Source organism: Pseudomonas sp. Z3-8, assembly GCF_051131975.1.
Classification (GTDB): domain Bacteria; phylum Pseudomonadota; class Gammaproteobacteria; order Pseudomonadales; family Pseudomonadaceae; genus Aquipseudomonas.
In genome coordinates, this window is record NZ_CP071643.1 from 2,176,664 (window position 1) to 2,192,303 (window position 15,640).

General features: G+C 59.1%; 17 protein-coding genes. 9 read left to right on the top strand and 8 right to left on the bottom strand.

The genetic code is table 11. From position 1 onward, the window contains the following. On the bottom strand, nt 1-591 hold the full coding sequence (locus J3P94_RS10070; RefSeq protein WP_305500019.1) for a PilZ domain-containing protein: 591 nt from the start codon (nt 589-591) through the stop codon (nt 1-3). Between the two features lie 94 nt (nt 592-685). Here J3P94_RS10070 and J3P94_RS10075 point away from each other — a divergent pair, with 94 nt between their 5' ends. From J3P94_RS10075 to J3P94_RS10085, 3 genes are all read left to right on the top strand, one after another. After that, nucleotides 686-1,936 carry a lipoprotein-releasing ABC transporter permease subunit gene (locus tag J3P94_RS10075; protein WP_305500020.1) on the top strand — a complete coding sequence of 417 codons (1,251 nt, stop codon included), beginning with the start codon at nt 686-688 and terminating at the stop codon, nt 1,934-1,936. 7 nt (nt 1,937-1,943) lie between these two features. Beyond that, the gene (gene lolD, locus J3P94_RS10080) at nt 1,944-2,627 is read left to right on the top strand and encodes a lipoprotein-releasing ABC transporter ATP-binding protein LolD (protein WP_434573044.1); all 684 of its coding nucleotides are present in this window, start codon (nt 1,944-1,946) and stop codon (nt 2,625-2,627) included. Between the two features lie 62 nt (nt 2,628-2,689). Next, a complete protein-coding gene (locus J3P94_RS10085; protein WP_434573046.1) occupies nt 2,690-3,934 on the top strand; it encodes a lipoprotein-releasing ABC transporter permease subunit in 1,245 nt (414 codons plus the stop codon). Between the two features lie 160 nt (nt 3,935-4,094). On the opposite strand, the gene J3P94_RS10090 is transcribed toward J3P94_RS10085, so the two are convergent. Next, nucleotides 4,095-5,447 (bottom strand): heavy metal sensor histidine kinase, encoded by a 1,353-nt coding sequence (locus J3P94_RS10090; RefSeq protein WP_434573048.1) that lies wholly within the window; start codon nt 5,445-5,447, stop codon nt 4,095-4,097. Then, entirely contained in the window at nt 5,444-6,124 is a 681-nt protein-coding gene (locus J3P94_RS10095; RefSeq protein ID WP_434573049.1) for a heavy metal response regulator transcription factor, read from the bottom strand. Before J3P94_RS10095 ends, J3P94_RS10090 begins: the two co-directional genes overlap by 4 nt. 168 nt (nt 6,125-6,292) lie before the next feature. On the opposite strand from J3P94_RS10095, the gene queF reads away from it, so the two are divergent. Further along, complete coding sequence (gene queF / locus J3P94_RS10100; RefSeq protein WP_434573050.1) at nt 6,293-7,123, top strand: NADPH-dependent 7-cyano-7-deazaguanine reductase QueF; 831 nt, start codon at nt 6,293-6,295, stop codon at nt 7,121-7,123. Between the two features lie 213 nt (nt 7,124-7,336). On the opposite strand, the gene J3P94_RS10105 is transcribed toward queF, so the two are convergent. Together J3P94_RS10105 and J3P94_RS10110 are read right to left on the bottom strand one after the other, a co-directional pair. Then, nucleotides 7,337-7,603, bottom strand: a complete 267-nt coding sequence (locus J3P94_RS10105; RefSeq protein WP_434573051.1) for a DUF4404 family protein — start codon at nt 7,601-7,603, stop codon at nt 7,337-7,339. A gap of 109 nt (nt 7,604-7,712) precedes the next feature. Next, nucleotides 7,713-8,333 carry an HAD family phosphatase gene (locus J3P94_RS10110; RefSeq protein ID WP_305500030.1) on the bottom strand — a complete coding sequence of 207 codons (621 nt, stop codon included), beginning with the start codon at nt 8,331-8,333 and terminating at the stop codon, nt 7,713-7,715. 201 nt (nt 8,334-8,534) lie between these two features. Here J3P94_RS10110 and J3P94_RS10115 point away from each other — a divergent pair, with 201 nt between their 5' ends. The 3 genes from J3P94_RS10115 to rssC all read left to right on the top strand — a co-directional run bounded on the left by J3P94_RS10115 (nt 8,535) and on the right by rssC (nt 11,234). Continuing rightward, entirely contained in the window at nt 8,535-9,224 is a 690-nt protein-coding gene (locus J3P94_RS10115) for an MlaA family lipoprotein (protein WP_434573053.1), read from the top strand. Between the two features lie 346 nt (nt 9,225-9,570). Continuing rightward, nucleotides 9,571-10,752, top strand: coding sequence for a two-component system response regulator RssB (gene rssB / locus J3P94_RS10120; RefSeq protein ID WP_434573055.1), 1,182 nt, complete (start codon nt 9,571-9,573; stop codon nt 10,750-10,752). Further along, on the top strand, nt 10,752-11,234 hold the full coding sequence (gene rssC, locus J3P94_RS10125; RefSeq protein WP_305500035.1) for an anti-sigma factor antagonist RssC: 483 nt from the start codon (nt 10,752-10,754) through the stop codon (nt 11,232-11,234). The genes rssB and rssC overlap by 1 nt, the downstream gene beginning before the upstream one ends. A gap of 197 nt (nt 11,235-11,431) precedes the next feature. Here rssC and tal read toward each other — a convergent pair whose 3' ends face one another. Continuing rightward, nucleotides 11,432-12,358 carry a transaldolase gene (tal, locus tag J3P94_RS10130; RefSeq protein WP_305500037.1) on the bottom strand — a complete coding sequence of 309 codons (927 nt, stop codon included), beginning with the start codon at nt 12,356-12,358 and terminating at the stop codon, nt 11,432-11,434. Between the two features lie 178 nt (nt 12,359-12,536). Continuing rightward, the gene (gene dusA / locus J3P94_RS10135) at nt 12,537-13,556 is read right to left on the bottom strand and encodes a tRNA dihydrouridine(20/20a) synthase DusA (protein ID WP_434573058.1); all 1,020 of its coding nucleotides are present in this window, start codon (nt 13,554-13,556) and stop codon (nt 12,537-12,539) included. A gap of 102 nt (nt 13,557-13,658) precedes the next feature. On the opposite strand from dusA, the gene J3P94_RS10140 reads away from it, so the two are divergent. Both J3P94_RS10140 and J3P94_RS10145 read left to right on the top strand, forming a co-directional pair. Beyond that, nucleotides 13,659-14,750, top strand: a complete 1,092-nt coding sequence (locus J3P94_RS10140; RefSeq protein WP_434573060.1) for a tyrosine-type recombinase/integrase — start codon at nt 13,659-13,661, stop codon at nt 14,748-14,750. Between the two features lie 24 nt (nt 14,751-14,774). After that, nucleotides 14,775-15,356, top strand: a complete 582-nt coding sequence (locus tag J3P94_RS10145; protein WP_434573062.1) for a hypothetical protein — start codon at nt 14,775-14,777, stop codon at nt 15,354-15,356. A 12-nt stretch (nt 15,357-15,368) separates the two neighbouring features. Here the strand turns inward: J3P94_RS10145 and J3P94_RS10150 are convergent, their stop codons facing one another. Then, the gene (locus tag J3P94_RS10150) at nt 15,369-15,638 is read right to left on the bottom strand and encodes a pyocin activator PrtN family protein (RefSeq protein ID WP_434573063.1); all 270 of its coding nucleotides are present in this window, start codon (nt 15,636-15,638) and stop codon (nt 15,369-15,371) included. Nucleotides 15,639-15,640 lie beyond the last annotated feature (2 nt).

The window sequence follows — 15,640 nt, forward strand, 5'->3', positions numbered from 1 at the left end:
TTATTCCTTATCGATGCCAGATTCGTTCAGTTCCCGGGCCAGGCGCCGTTCCTGCGCCTGCTTCTGCAGGATGTAGCGGGCCAGCAATTGGCGCTGGGCGTCGGTCGGGTGCTCAAACTCGGTGCCTACGTCATAACCGTTGCCCTTGGGGTCGCAATGGGTGACGCGGGCACGCAACAACAGCCCCAGGGCCTGGGGCATCAGCACCAGCTTGACCGAAAGGTGCGCGCCGACGGCAATGGCGCTGGGGTATTGGAAATCGATGCCGCCTTCGGAAATGATCACCGGCTGGGGATCGCCGATTTCGCCGAGCACCGTTACGGCGATGACCTGGCTGAGCAGGTCGATGCGTTTGTTCATGGCCTTGAGGTAGGCCGCGATGCTGCGCTCGCGCTCGCTGATCTGGCGCAACAGGTGTTGTGATTCGAACTCGCTCAGGTGCAGCTCGCTGAGCAGGTTGAACAGTGGGGACTCATCCTGCAACACTTCCTGGCTGGCTGCTTCAGGAATGGACAGGGGCCGAATTTCCAGTGCGATCGTGTCCTCGATACGGTAGTATTCGCGGCGATCTTCTTCATCTAATGTCGACATGGCGAACCCATGGTAGCGGCGGTGGTCTGAGTGTAAAGCTGGTTTGTGACCCCCGCCACAAGGACGTTCCTTTTCCCTCCGAACAAGCCCCGACATGTTCAGACCTCTCTTCGTATTCATCGGCACGCGTTATACCCGTGCAAAGCGTCGCAATCATTTCGTATCGTTCATTTCCCTGACGTCCATCATCGGCCTGGCCCTCGGCGTGGTCGTGATGATCGTCGTGCTGTCGGTCATGAACGGCTTCGACCATGAAATGCGCACCCGCGTGCTGGGCATGGTGCCCCACGCGACCCTCGAAACCGGCGAAGCCATCAGCGACTGGCCAAGCCTGGCCGCCAAGGTCAAGCAGAACCCGCAGGTGTTGGCCGTTGCGCCTTTCACCCAGATGCAGGGGTTACTGACCAACGACGGCAAGGTCTCCAAGGTCTTGCTCAATGGCATCGATCCCGGGCTGGAGCGGCAGGTGTCGATCATCGACAACTTCATGCGGCAGGGCAAACTCGACGACCTCGCGCCGGGCAGCTTTGGTATCGTGATCGGCGACAAGGCGGCGACCAAGCTCGGCGTGGCCATCGGCGACAAGCTGACGTTTGTCGCGCCGGAAGTCACTGTCACTCCAGGCGGCATGTTCCCGCGCATGAAGCGCTTCACCGTGGTCGGCATCTTCCATGTCGGTGCCGGCGAGCTGGACGGTTACCTGGGGGTGACCAACCTTCAGGATCTCGCGCGTCTGCATCGCTGGAAGCCGGATCAGGTCCAGGGCCTGCGGTTGAAGTTCGATGATCTGTTCCAGGCGCCGCGCGTGGCGTGGAACATCGCCCAGCAGCTCGGCGAAGACCGTTATTACGCCCGCGACTGGACCCGCACCCATGGCAACCTGTATCAGGCGATCCGCATGGAAAAAGCCATGATCGGCCTGCTCCTGTTGCTGATCGTCGCCGTGGCGGCGTTCAACATCATTTCCACGCTGGTGATGGTGGTGAACGACAAGAAAGGCGACATCGCCATCCTGCGCACCCTCGGCGCCACGCCGGGGCAGATCATGCGGATCTTCATGGTCCAGGGCACCGTCATCGGCGTCATCGGCACGTTTGTAGGCGCCTTGGTCGGGATGTTCGCCGCACTGAATGTCAGCGCCGCGATTGCCGCCCTCGAAGGGCTGATCGGGCACAAGTTTCTCAACGCCGACGTGTACTTTATCGACTACCTGCCCTCGCAGTTGCAGGCCGATGACGTGTTGATGGTCTGCGGCGCCGCGTTGATCCTGAGTTTCCTCGCCACCCTGTATCCAGCCTGGCGTGCCGCGCGCACCCAGCCGGCGGAGGCGTTACGTTATGAGTGAGTCGGGCATGAGTGAAAAAGCAATCTTGAGCTGCCGCAACCTGGGCAAGTCCTACGAGGAAGGCCCGGAATCGGTGGTGGTGTTGTCGGGCCTGCAACTGGAGCTGCATCCCGGTGAGCGCGTGGCGATTGTCGGGACTTCCGGCTCCGGAAAAAGTACCTTGTTGAATTTGCTCGGTGGCCTCGATACGCCGACCGCCGGCAGCGTCTGGCTGGCGGGCGAAGAGCTTTCGGCGCTGAACGAAAAGGCCCGCGGCCTGTTGCGTAACCGCTCCCTGGGCTTCGTCTACCAGTTCCACCATCTGCTGCCCGAGTTCACCGCGCTGGAAAACGTCTGCATGCCGCTGTTGATCGGCCGCACCGCAATTCCCGAAGCCCGCCAGCGAGCTACGGCGTTGCTGGAGCGCGTGGGACTGGGCCATCGCCTGGAGCACAAGCCGGCCGAGCTGTCCGGCGGCGAGCGCCAGCGCGTGGCGATTGCCCGGGCCCTGGTCAACAAGCCTGGGCTGGTGATGCTCGACGAGCCGACCGGCAACCTCGACTCCCATACCGCGCAAGGCATCCAGGACTTGATGCTGGAACTCAGCACCTCGATGCGCACGGCGTTCCTGGTGGTGACCCACGACATGAACCTGGCCCGGCAGATGGACCGCGTCCTGCATTTGCAGGAAGGTCGCCTGACGCCGATCTGACCGACCGAAACCCGGTAGCTGATACGGCGCCGGGTCTTTTATTTTCATACGGTGCCCAGCGAATGTTCAGACCGTTATCGATTTTCATCGGCACGCGCTATACCCGCGCCAAGCGCCGCAATCGTTTTGTCTCGTTCATTTCCATGACTTCGATGATTGGCCTCGCCCTTGGCGTGTTGGCGATGATTGTCGTGTTGTCGGTGATGAACGGCTTCCAGCGCGAAATGAGCTCGCGCATCCTCGGCATGGTGCCTCACGCCACTATCGTCGGCGTCAACCCGATCGACGATTGGCAACCGGTGGCCGCCGCGGCATTAAAAAATCCTGAAGTGACGGCTGCGGTGCCGTTCACCGAGATGGAAGGGATGCTGAGCCATAAAGGTTCGATGCAGCCGATCCAGATCAGCGGCGTCGATCCGGCCCAGGAAGGCAAGGTCTCGATTGTCGCCCAGCACATCGTCCAGGGGCGTCTCGACGCCTTGAAGCCCGGCGAGTTCGGCGTGGTGATCGGTGAGATCACCGCGCGGCGCTTTCGCTTGAATGTCGGCGACAAGGTCACCCTGATCGTGCCGGAAGTCAGCACCGCGCCGGGGGGCATCACCCCGCGGATGCAACGGCTGAATGTGGTGGGGGTGTTCAAGGTCGGCGCCGAGCTGGACGGATCCATGGCGCTGATTCACCTGGCCGACGCCGCGCAGATGCAGCATTGGCAACCGAACCAGGTACAGAGCGTGCGCCTGGCGGTGAAAGATCTGTACGCAGCGCCGAAAGTCTCCGGTGACATCGCCAGCGGGCTTGGCGCGGCCTACAAGGCCGACGACTGGACCCACACCCAGGGTAGCCTGTTCAGCGCCATGAAAATGGAAAAAACCATGATCGGCCTGCTGCTGTTGATGATCGTCGCGGTGGCGGCGTTCAACATCATCGCCACGTTGATCATGGTGGTGAACGACAAGGGCGCGGACATCGCGATCCTGCGTACCATCGGCGCCACGCCGCGACAGATCATGGCAATCTTCATGGTCCAGGGCACGGTGATCGGCGTGGTGGGCACGTTGATCGGCGGCGTGCTGGGGGTGATTGCGGCATTGAATGTCAGCGCGTTGGTGGGCTGGCTGGAACGGGTCAGCGGCCAGCATATCTTCAGTTCCGACGTGTACTTCGTCAGCAACCTGCCGTCGGAACTGCAGCGTGGCGACGTGGTGCTGATCTGCTCCGCCGGGTTCATCCTCAGCTTCCTCGCCACCGTATACCCGGCCTGGCGCGCGGCGAAGATCGAACCTGCACAGGCGTTGCGGTATTCCTGATAACGCGGGAAGCCCCCATGGCGAGGGAGCTTGCTCCCGCTGGGCTGCGCAGCAGCCCCAAAGGCGGCGGGCTTATTATGGATGATGTGCAGACTTTCAGATTTTTTGGGAGCGCTTCGCACTCCAGCGGGAGCAAGCTCCCTCGCCACAGGGTTTTTTGTCAGGGCTGACCGGCCTTTGGCAACTCCACCACGAACCGCGTCCAGCCATCGGCCGATTCACAGCGGATATCCCCGCCATGGGCGCGGATGATCGAGCGGGTAATGGCCAGCCCCAGCCCGGCGTGTTCACTGCTGCCTTCCTGGCGAGCCGGGTCGGCGCGGTAAAAACGGTCGAACAGGCGCGGCAGCAGCGCCGCCGGAATTTCCCCGCCACTGTTTTCCACGTCGATGCGCACAGTCTGCGGCCCGTCGACAATCCGTATCCGCACCTCGCCACCACCTGGGCTGAAGCGCAGGGCGTTGTCCAGCAGATTGGACAGCGCGCGGCGCAGCATGCTGCGGTCGCCCTCGATGCGTGCGTTCCCTTCGCGGCTCAGCTTTACCTCGGCGTCTTCGGCCAGCGGCGCGAAAAACTCCAGCAGCAGGTCCGTTTCCAGCGCCAGCTCCAGTGGTTCGCGCTGGACGGCCAGCAAGCCATGGTCGGCCTTGGCCAGGTAAAGCATGTCGTTGACCAGTTGTGCCATCCATTGCAGCTCTTCGAGATTGCTGTGCAGGGCTTCGCGATAGTCGCCCAACGAGCGTTCGCGGGTGAGCGTGACCTGGGTATGGGTCAGCAGATTCGACAACGGCGTACGCAGTTCATGGGCGATGTCGGCGGAGAATGCGGAGAGGCGCTGGAAGGCATCGTCGAGGCGTCCAAGCATGTCGTTGATGCTGTGGGCCAGTTCCGCCAGTTCGGCGGGCATGTGTTCTTCTGGCAGTCGAGCATTGAGCGAACGTGCCGAGACGCTGCTGGCAATGGCGCCCATACGGCGCAGGGGGCGCAAGCCACGCCGGGCGGCCCAGGCGCCAAGCAGGGCGGTCGCCAGCGCCGAGAGGCCGACGGTCAGCCAGATCAGGCGCTGCATGCGTTGCAGGAAATGCTGGTGGTGGGTGATGTCCAGCAGCAGTGTCAGTTGGGGCGAATCCGCACGATTGGGATCCAGCGGCGCGTTTAATACGCGGTAGTCATTGTCGGTGTCGTTGAGGGTCGACAGGCCGGGCCGTTCAGGCACCTGGACCGGCAGGCGGATCGAGCTGTCATGCCAGCGCACGCCATCGCGGTCCTTGATGCGCAAGGCAAGGTCCGGCTGACGGCTCAACTCGTCCGCCAGGCGCGCCTGGGGGTTGGGGCCATCTTGCAGGGCGCGGCGCACGCCAGTCAATTTGGCTTCGAGCAACTGCTGGTCCAGTTCGATGAAGTGCGCCTCGCTGCCGCGGCTGAACAGCACGCCGGCAAACAACGACACGATGGCGGTGCAGGCGGCGAAAAGCAGCGCCAACCGATTGCTCAGCGACCATCGGCGACTCACAGGTTGCGCTCTTCAAGGACATAGCCCATGCCGCGCACGGTGTGGATCAGCTTGTCGGGAAACTCGTCGTCAATCTTGATCCGCAGACGCCGGATCGCCACCTCGATGACATTGGTGTCACTGTCGAAATTCATGTCCCAGACTTGTGAGGCAATCAACGACTTTGGCAATACTTCGCCTTGGCGCCGCAGCAGCATCTCCAGCAGGGCAAATTCCTTGGCGGTCAGGTCGATGCGTTTGCCACCGCGCTCTACCCGGCGCCGGATCAAGTCCAGCCGTAGGTCCGCCAGTTGCAGGCTGGTTTCCTGGGCCGCCGAACTGCCTCGGCGCAGCAGGCTGCGCACCCGGGCCAGCAGTTCGGAAAAGGCGAAGGGCTTGACCAGGTAATCATCGGCACCCAGTTCCAGGCCATGCACACGATCCTCTACCGCATCCCGCGCGGTGAGAAACAGCACTGGCGTGTCCAGCCCGGCGCCGCGCACCGCTTGCAGAATCTGCCAGCCATCACGGCCGGGTAGCATCACGTCAAGAATCAACAGCGCGTATTCACCGCTCACGGCCAGTTGCTGGCCGGTGCTGCCATCAGCCACCAGATCGGCGTTGAACCCAGCTTCGCTCAAGCCTTGGCGCAGGTACTGGCCGGTTTTCAGTTGGTCTTCGACGATCAGCAGTTTCATGGTAGGGCTCAAGGCTGTGTTTGAACGTGGGCGTTATACCGTGGTGCATGGTGCCATGGGGCAAGCTGACAAAGTTGTAATGCAACTGTAAGCCAGTTGGCGGAGCAAGCGCTCAAGGAAACCGTAAAGGCTGGTAGAATCCGCTGATTCTTCAGTCAGGTTTCCGTCATGCATCCCGCAGCCGAACACTCGCCGCTGGGCAAATCCAGCGAATACATCGCCACGTACACGCCGTCACTGCTGTTTCCGATCCCGCGCACCGCGAAATGGGCGGAACTGGGCCTGACGGCCGAGACCTTGCCGTACAAGGGCGTGGATTTCTGGAACTGTTTCGAGCTGTCATGGCTGCTGCCGTCCGGCAAGCCGGTTGTCGCCATCGGTGAATTCGCGATCCCGGCGGATTCGCCAAATATCATCGAATCCAAATCCTTCAAGCTGTACCTGAACTCCTTGAACCAGACGGCATTCAACGACAGCGCGAGCCTGGAAGCCACGCTGCGCCAGGACCTTTCGGCCGCGGCGGGCAAGCCGGTAGGCGTGCGGATTCGCAGCCTCAAGGATGTCGAGAGCGAAGGCATCGTTGAATTACCCGGTGTCTGCGTTGACGACCTGGACATCACTGTCGACTCCTATGAGCACCCGCGTCCGGAGCTGCTGCGTTGCGATGCATCGCGTATCGTCGAGGAAAGCCTGCACAGCCATCTGCTCAAGTCCAACTGCCCGGTAACCAGCCAGCCGGACTGGGGCAGCGTGGCGGTGGAGTATCGCGGCGCGGCGCTGGACCACGCCAGCCTGCTGGCTTACATCGTCAGCTTCCGCCAGCATTCGGACTTCCATGAGCAGTGCGTCGAGCGGATCTTCCTCGACCTGCAACGCTTGCTCAAGCCGGAGAAGTTGACGGTATTTGCGCGGTATGTGCGCCGGGGTGGGTTGGATATCAATCCGTATCGCAGCACCGAGGATGTGCAACTGCCGAACCAGCGTCTGGTTCGGCAATAAAATTTCCTTCCTGAAGAGTTCTTGTGGAAGAGACCTTGTGGGAGGACTCTTGTGGGAGCGAGCCTGCTCGCGAAGGCGGTCATTCATTCAACATATGTGCTGACTTTCGCGCCGCTATCGCGAGCAAGCTCGCTCCCACAGTGGATTGCATTTCAATTCGCAGATACTAAAAAGCCCTGCTGGCGATAGCAGGGCTTTTGGCGTCTGACGGGCTTAGATCCCCATGCTGCCCAAGGTGTTAACGATATTGCGCAGTGTTCCGGCGATCGTTGGATGGTCCACTTCAAAACGTTCCACGGCCAGGTTCACGCCGTCGACCAGGTTGTTGTCCTGAAGTTGGTTTTCCAATTGGATCTCAGAGTCGATCTGCGCCATCAACTGGTGCAGGTTTTCGCGCTCTGACTCAGACAGCGGCGGGTTCTGTTCCAATTGCTCGCGCAGGGCATTCAGTTGTTCTTGCAATTCGCGGCGGGCAGGCATTGGCGTACTCCCTTTATTGATAGGCACTGCCATGGACCGCGACGCAGCGTCAAAAGTCCATGGCTTGCCTTAAGAGTAATCCACACTCAAGCGCCCTGCATGATCCTGGTCACGGCTTCTCGCCTTTGAGGCGACGCAGGCTGATATCGGCCAGGCAGGTATCGAGTTCGCCCAGGTGATCGATCACCGAATGCACGCCCAGGCCGAACAACTGGACCGTGGCCTTGGCCCGTTTGATTTCCCGTTCCTGCTGGCTCAAGGCTTGCCATTCGGCGGGCGTAAGGCCGCACAGCGAGCCGCAGGATGCCAGCCCGATGGTCCATAGACCGGCGTTTAGCCCCGACTGCAACAGCTTCGGTTCGCCGCTGACCAATACGCAGCCATCCAGTTGCCTGACATCCAGCGCCATAAGGGCTTGCCAACAGGCATGGGGCGCTGGCCACGGATTATTTGTTGCAGGAAGTTGCGGAGATTTCACCCATGCCGGCAGTGAGGCCGCCAACCCGTGGCTGATGGCGGGCGGCAATTCGTCAAGCCAGGCGCAGGGGATGTCGAGCTGCCGCAGGCGTTGCAGGCTTTCCAACGCCCCGGGTGTAAGTTGCGTGTGCTCGGCCGGCACAATCCCTGGCTGGCGAGCACGCGAGCCGAAATCAACCAGGCATCCGCTGAGGCCAAACAGGACGGCCGTCAGGCTGGGGGCGGGGAGGGGCTTGGCTTCGGCGCGGGGCATGTGGACGTCCTTGAAATAACCCGCAGCCTAACGAGGCACGATGACAGTCCGGTTACAGTGGGATGAAGGCGACCCGTATGGAAAATTCCTACGGAGAGCTTCCTTTTTCTGTGCTGCCTATCCACGCGTTCCGCCTTATACTAGCCACCTTACCGCCTGGGCTCGGCGCCCTTGCCTGAATAATCCAAGGAGTTTTTCCCTATGCGCTGGAGCCATCGTCTAGCTCAGCTGTGTCTATCTGCCAGCGTTCTGCTGGTGCCGTTCGCCGCTCACGCCGCCACGGAAGAAGATCCTTGGGAAAGCGTCAACCGTCCGATATTCACCTTCAACGACACCATCGACACCTACGCGCTGAAGCCGCTGGCCCAGGGTTACCAGTACGTGACGCCGCAGTTCCTCGAGGACGGCATCCACAATATGTTTCGCAACATCGGTGACGTCGGCAACCTGGCCAACGATGTGCTGCAAGCCAAGCCGGCTGCCGCCGGGGTTGATACTGCCCGGTTGATCTTCAACACGACGTTCGGCCTGCTGGGCTTCTTCGATGTCGGGACCCAGATGGGGCTGCAGCGCAACGATGAAGATTTCGGCCAGACCCTGGGATATTGGGGGCTGGGCAGCGGCCCCTACCTGATGTTGCCACTGCTCGGGCCGAGCACTCTGCGTGATGCGCCGGCCAAGCTGGTCGACAGCTACGCCACCCCATACCCCTACATCGACAACGTCTCGGTGCGTAATTCGGTCTGGGGCCTGAACATCGTCGACACCCGCGCCAGCCTGCTGTCGGCCGAGAAAATGGTCAGTGGCGACAAGTATGTGTTCTTGCGCAACGCCTTTCTGCAGAACCGTGAATTCAAGGTCAAGGATGGCCAGGTCGAAGACGATTTCTGATTTCGGCCGGTTGAATGTGAAAGGCGGCCCGAAAGGCCGCCTTTCGTGCTTTGGCTTCTGTCCAGGGCCGGGATCAACCTTCCATTGAGTTACGCTTCGCTCGGTTCTTATAACTCTCTGTGCTTTGACAAATAAAGAGCTCGAGCGGGCTATCTGCATGAGCTTGAAACGCCCCGCGGATGGGAGTACCGTCTGCGCCTTAGAAGGGCACCTCTGATGTATATGCGTGTAGGGCAAAGGCCTGAAACCTGTACGACAGAGAGGCTAGAAAGCGAATCCAGTAGTGCGTGCCAGGCCCAGTTGCCCAGCCCCCTACGCCAACCTAATTCTGGCGCCGTTTGCCCACATGCCAAAAACCAGTGCCACGCTGCTGATAATCGATGATGACGAAGTGGTGCGAGCCAGCCTCGCCGCCTACTTGGAAGACAGTGGTTTCAGCGTCCTGCAGGCCAGCAACGGCCAGCAGGGTCTTCAGGTATTCGAGCAGGACAAGCCCGACCTGGTCATCTGCGACCTGCGCATGCCGCAGATGGGCGGACTCGAACTCATTCGCCAGGTCACCGAGCTATCGTCACAGACTCCGGTGATCGTGGTGTCGGGCGCGGGGGTGATGAACGACGCGGTCGAGGCATTGCGCCTGGGCGCGGCGGATTACCTGATCAAGCCCCTGGAAGACCTTGCAGTGCTCGAGCATTCGGTGCGTCGAGCCCTGGACCGCTCGCGCCTGTTGGTCGAGAACCAGCGCTATCGCGAGAAGCTGGAAACGGCCAACCGTGAGCTGGAAGCCAGCCTGAACCTGTTGCAGGAAGACCAGAACGCCGGGCGTCAGGTGCAGATGAACATGCTGCCGGTCAGCCCCTGGACCGTCGACGGTTTCCGTTTTGCCCACCAGATCATCCCGTCGTTGTACCTGTCGGGGGATTTTGTCGATTATTTCCGGGTCGATGAGCGCCGAGTGGCTTTCTACCTGGCGGATGTTTCCGGACACGGTGCTTCGTCGGCATTCGTGACCGTACTGCTGAAGTTCATGACCACGCGCCTGCTGTTCGAATCCAAGCGCAATGGTACGTTGCCCGAATTCAAGCCTTCGGAGGTCCTTGGGCATATCAACCGAGGCCTGATCAGTTGTAAGCTGGGCAAACACGTCACAATGGTCGGTGGAGTCATCGACGAGGAGACTGGTTTGTTGACGTATAGCATCGGCGGTCACCTGCCGTTGCCCGTGTTGTACACACCTGACAGTGTTCGTTACCTGGAAGGGCGTGGCTTGCCGGTAGGCCTGTTCAACGAGGCCACCTATGAAGATCACGTGCTGGAACTGCCTCCGGCTTTCAGCCTGACGCTGATGTCTGATGGCATTCTGGACCTTTTGTCGGAACCTACACTCAAAGAGAAAGAAGCGGCCTTGCCTGAACGGGTAAGTGCGGCGGGCGGCAGCCTGGAAGGCCTGCGGCAAGTGTTTGGATTAGCCACGCTAGGGGAGATGCCGGATGATATCGCCCTGTTAGTGTTGAGCAGGAATCTTTGATGAGTACCGGTAGAATCCAGTTCGCCGAGCAGGACGGCACCTTCGTCCTGAAGTTTGTCGGTGAAGTGCGCCTGACCCTGTGTTCGGCGCTGGATGCGACAATCGAGAAGATCTTCACCGCGTTGAACTTCAACGCCATCGTGATCGACCTGACCGAAACCCGCAGCATCGACAGCACCACCCTGGGCCTGCTGGCCAAATTGTCGATCCTGTCGCGGCAAAAGGTTGGCCTGCTGCCGACCGTTGTCACCACCCACAACGACATTACCCGTTTGCTGCAGTCGATGGGCTTCGATCAGGTGTTCAATATCGTGGGCGATCCGGTGCCATGCCCGGAATGCCTGGATGATCTGCCTGATCAGGACCAGTCCGAAGAGGACGTGCGGATCAAGGTGCTTGAAGCGCACAAGATCCTCATGGGGCTGAACGACTCCAATCGTGAAGCGTTCCATGACTTGGTGAGTGCGTTGGAGCGGCCCTGATTCCTGGGTGTTGTAGACCGAGCTGAGGCCTTCGCGAGCAGGCTCGCTCCCACAGGGTTCAAGGTTGGACTCGGTCAGAAACTGTGGGAGCGAGCTTGCTCGCGGTGGCGTTTGTCGATCCGCCATCTCTTGAGCCAAACAGAACAAAAAAGGGCGAACCCATCCAGGTTCGCCCTTTTGCATGCCGTCGGTTCAGCTCAGAGTTTGGCTTGCAGTAACGCTTCCAGCTTCTCCTGATCCCGAGCGAACTGACGAATGCCTTCAGCCAGTTTCTCGGTTGCCATGGCATCCTCATTGGACAACCAGCGGAACTGCGCCTCATTGAGGCTCAGGCGCGCTTCCCCGGCCTGGCCAGGCGCCAGTTTGCGTTCCAGCTTGCCCTCGTCGGCGGCCAGTTTTTCCAGCAGTTCGGGGCTGACGGTCAAGCGGTCGCAGCCGGCCAGTTGCTCGATCTGGTTGAGATTACGGAAGCTGGCGCCCATGACCACGGTCTTGTAGTCATTGGCCTTGTAGTAGTTGTAGATGCGCGTCACCGACTGCACGCCGGGATCGTCGGCCCCGGTGTAGTCATTGCCATTGGCCTTTTTGTACCAGTCATAGATACGGCCCACGAATGGCGAAATCAGAAACACCCCGGCGTCGGCGCAGGCCGCGGCCTGGGCGAAGGAGAACAGCAGCGTCAGGTTGCACTGGATGCCTTCGCGCTCCAGTTGCTCGGCGGCGCGGATGCCTTCCCAGGTGGAGGCGATCTTGATCAGCACGCGATCCCGGCCCACACCGGCCTTTTCGTACAGGTCGACCAGGCGATGGGCGCGCTTCAACATGGCCTCGGTATCGAACGACAGGCGTGCATCCACTTCGGTGGAGATGCGCCCCGGGATCACCTTGAGGATTTCTTGCCCGACCGCTACACCAAAACGGTCGCTGGCCAGGCCCACGTCGCCCTTGCAGTCCGCCACGCAGGCGTTCAGCAGTTCGGCATAACCGTGAATGGCCGAAGCCTTGAGCAGCAGGGAAGGGTTGGTGGTGGCGTCCACCGGTTTGATGCGGGCGATGGCTTCGAAGTCGCCAGTATCGGCCACGACGGTAGTGAACTGCTTGAGTTGTTCCAGCTTGGAAGTCATGAGCGTGCTCTGTCCTATGGGTCCGTTGACATTACCCGAGGGCCGGCAGCCACTCAAGGGCGTGAAGAGGTATCGATGGCCCCAGCGGCAACAACCCGGAAACGGCTGTTTGAAAGGCCGGGGCAACTATCGGTAGATACGATGCCAAAACAGCGCGCAGGTTCAAAGCAAGTGATGGTTAGCGCCCTTCAAGCAACTGCCCGGCCTGATCCAGGAGCGCCAACGGATCCTTCGTCTTGTGAATGTCCACCGACAACAACTGCCGGAACCGCCGCGCCCCCGGAAATCCCGTGCCCAGCCCCAGCACATGCCGGGTGATGTGATGCATGGCGCCGCCAGCCGCCAAGTGGGCGGCGATATAAGGCCGCAATTGCGCCAGGGCCTCGGCGCGGCTGATGACCGGCGCAGTGCTGCCGAACAATTGCTGGTCCACTTCGGCCAGCAGATAAGGGTTGTGGTATGCCTCGCGTCCGAGCATCACGCCGTCGAACGTCCGCAGGTGTTCATGACACGCCTCCAGCGTCTTGATGCCGCCGTTGAGGACGATTTCCAGCTCAGGGAAGTCAGCTTTCAGCTGCGCCACCACGTCATAACGTAGCGGTGGAATGTCGCGGTTCTCCTTGGGCGACAACCCCTCCAGAATCGCGATTCGTGCATGCACGGTAAAACTGCCGCACCCGGCCTCACGCACTGTCCCGACGAAATCGCACAATTGTTCGTAGCTGTCTCGACCATTTATTCCAATCCGGTGCTTCACCGTCACTGGAATCGACACCGCATCACGCATGGCCTTCACACAATCGGCCACCAGCTCCGGATGCCCCATCAGGCAAGCGCCGATCATGTTGTTCTGCACCCGGTCGCTGGGGCAACCGACGTTCAGGTTGACTTCATCGTAGCCATGTTCCTCGGCCATTCGGGCGCAGGCGGCCAAGTCGGCGGGAACACTGCCGCCCAATTGCAGGGCCAGCGGGTGCTCGGCTTCGTGGTGACGCAGGAAACGCTCGTGATCACCGTTGAGCAGGGCGCCGGTGGTGACCATCTCGGTGTAGAGCAGGGCGTGTTTGGAGAGGATGCGCAGGAAGTACCGGCAATGGGGGTCAGTCCAATCCATCATGGGGGCAACGCTGAAGCGGCGGGACAGCTCTTGGTGGGACAATCCAGTGTTTACAGGCGATTCAGGTTTTTCTAAGTTCATTAATACTGATCTTTTATACAGCAGTTTTTACCCATTTTTCCTTGTTTTTGGAAAGCGGTTGCTACATTGTAGCAACCGGTCTCGGCAATGTAGCAACTGGATATGGGCACGATCACATCACGCAAGCGCAAGGACAATTCGACGGCCTACACGGCGCAGATACGGATTAATCGGGACGGGAAGACAGTTTATCAGGAAAGCCAAACCTTCGACCGGAAGCAGGTGGCTCAGGCATGGATCAAGCGACGGGAGACGGAGCTGGCCGCGCCAGGTGCTATCGAACGTGCGAACCGGAAGGGCGTGACGATCCAAAAAATGATCGATCAGTACCTGGACGAGTACGAAAAGATCCGGCCGCTGGGGAAGACTAAACGAGCAACCCTGACGGCGATCAAGGAGACGTGGCTGGGCGAGGTCGATGATTCGGCGCTGAATAGTCAGAAGCTGGTGGAGTTTGCTCAGTGGCGAATGAGCAAAGAGGGGGGCGGTGTCCAGGCGCAGACGGTGGGCAACGATTTGTCGCATTTGGGAGCGGTACTGTCGGTCGCTCGGCCGGCCTGGGGGTATGAGATAGATCCGCTTGCCATGACTGACGCTCGAAAGGTGTTGCGTAAGCTCGGAATGGTCACCAAGAGCAAAGAGCGCAATCGCCGACCTACTCTTGATGAGTTGGACAAGCTGATGAAGCATTACTTTGAAATGCAGACTCGGGGAAATAACTCGATCCCCATGCCAAAAATAATAGCTTTTGCTATCTTTTCGACACGTCGGCAGGAAGAAATCACTCGGATACGCTGGGAGGACATCGACGAATCCAGGCAGGCGGTGCTGGTTCGAGACATGAAGAACCCTGGTCAGAAAATAGGTAACGACGTCTGGTGTCACTTGCCGGACGAGGCATGGGCGATCTTGAATTCAATGCCCAAAGTGGAGCGGGAGATTTTCCCTTTCAACGGTAAATCGGTATCAGCCTCTTTCACCAGGGCTTGTCCGTTGCTTGGGATAGTTGACCTTCATTTTCATGACCTCCGGCATGAAGGGGTGAGTCGGTTGTTCGAGATGGACTGGGATATTCCAAGGGTGTCGAGTGTTTCAGGTCATCGTGATTGGAACTCCTTGCGACGGTATACTCACTTAAGGGGGCGCGGGGATCGATATGCCTCGTGGAAGTGGCTAGAAAATCTGTACGATTAATTTTATTGGTGGGTGAGCTTCACTATGAGTTTCAAGGGGATGATAGACGTTGTTAAGCAGCACTTTGTAGTAGTGATTGTTCTGTTGGTGATGTATGCCAGTGGGCTTGGATTTCTCTGGAAAGGTTATGAGGATTTGAACGCTAAGAAAATAGAATTCTTAGAGGAAAAAGCTTCGGTCATGGAAACTCAAAGTGATCGTGAAATTGAGTTGCAGAAGCGTGAGTACAATGTGCAAAAAGCTGAGGATGAAGTCGCCAGAACTGTATCTGAGATAAAATCACAGAAAAGCGCGAATGAAAAATCTTTGGCGCAATTAAGAGATCAGCAAAGTGCATTAAGTGAGGCTCAAGCACGTAAGGATGTCGAGACTAAGCTTCAGTTGTTAATGTCAGAATTTTCTGCTCTAGGAGTGGATTTAGACTCGAATCCGCATTGTGGAACGGCAGAGGACGTTAAGCGCTATAATACTGCGAGCTCTAAATATTATGAGATTTATGACTTGGCTAAAACTTACGCGCTTCATAAAAAGTACAATTATTTTTTATTTCATAATGGGCAAAATGTAACTAGCTTTGCATGTCCTTCAGGGCAAAAAAGGGGCTGATGCCCCTTTATATTAAGCAGCGCGTCCCATCAGCTGGTTCTGTTCCTTTGCTGCTTTCTCGCGTTGCTTATCGATGTACTCTGCCAAGTCACGAAGGTGTATGCCTAATGCCGCCTTTTGACTGTCAGCACCGAGCCTCACAACGGGAATGTCGATTTCCCCATCGAGTCTTTTTCTTTTGAATTTTTCCACGGTCAAATTCATATAGTCACTACAGACGCGATCAAGAGGGATAACCGCTTGCCCTTCATACTGGGCCATTAACAGGAAAAGAGTGTTCATGC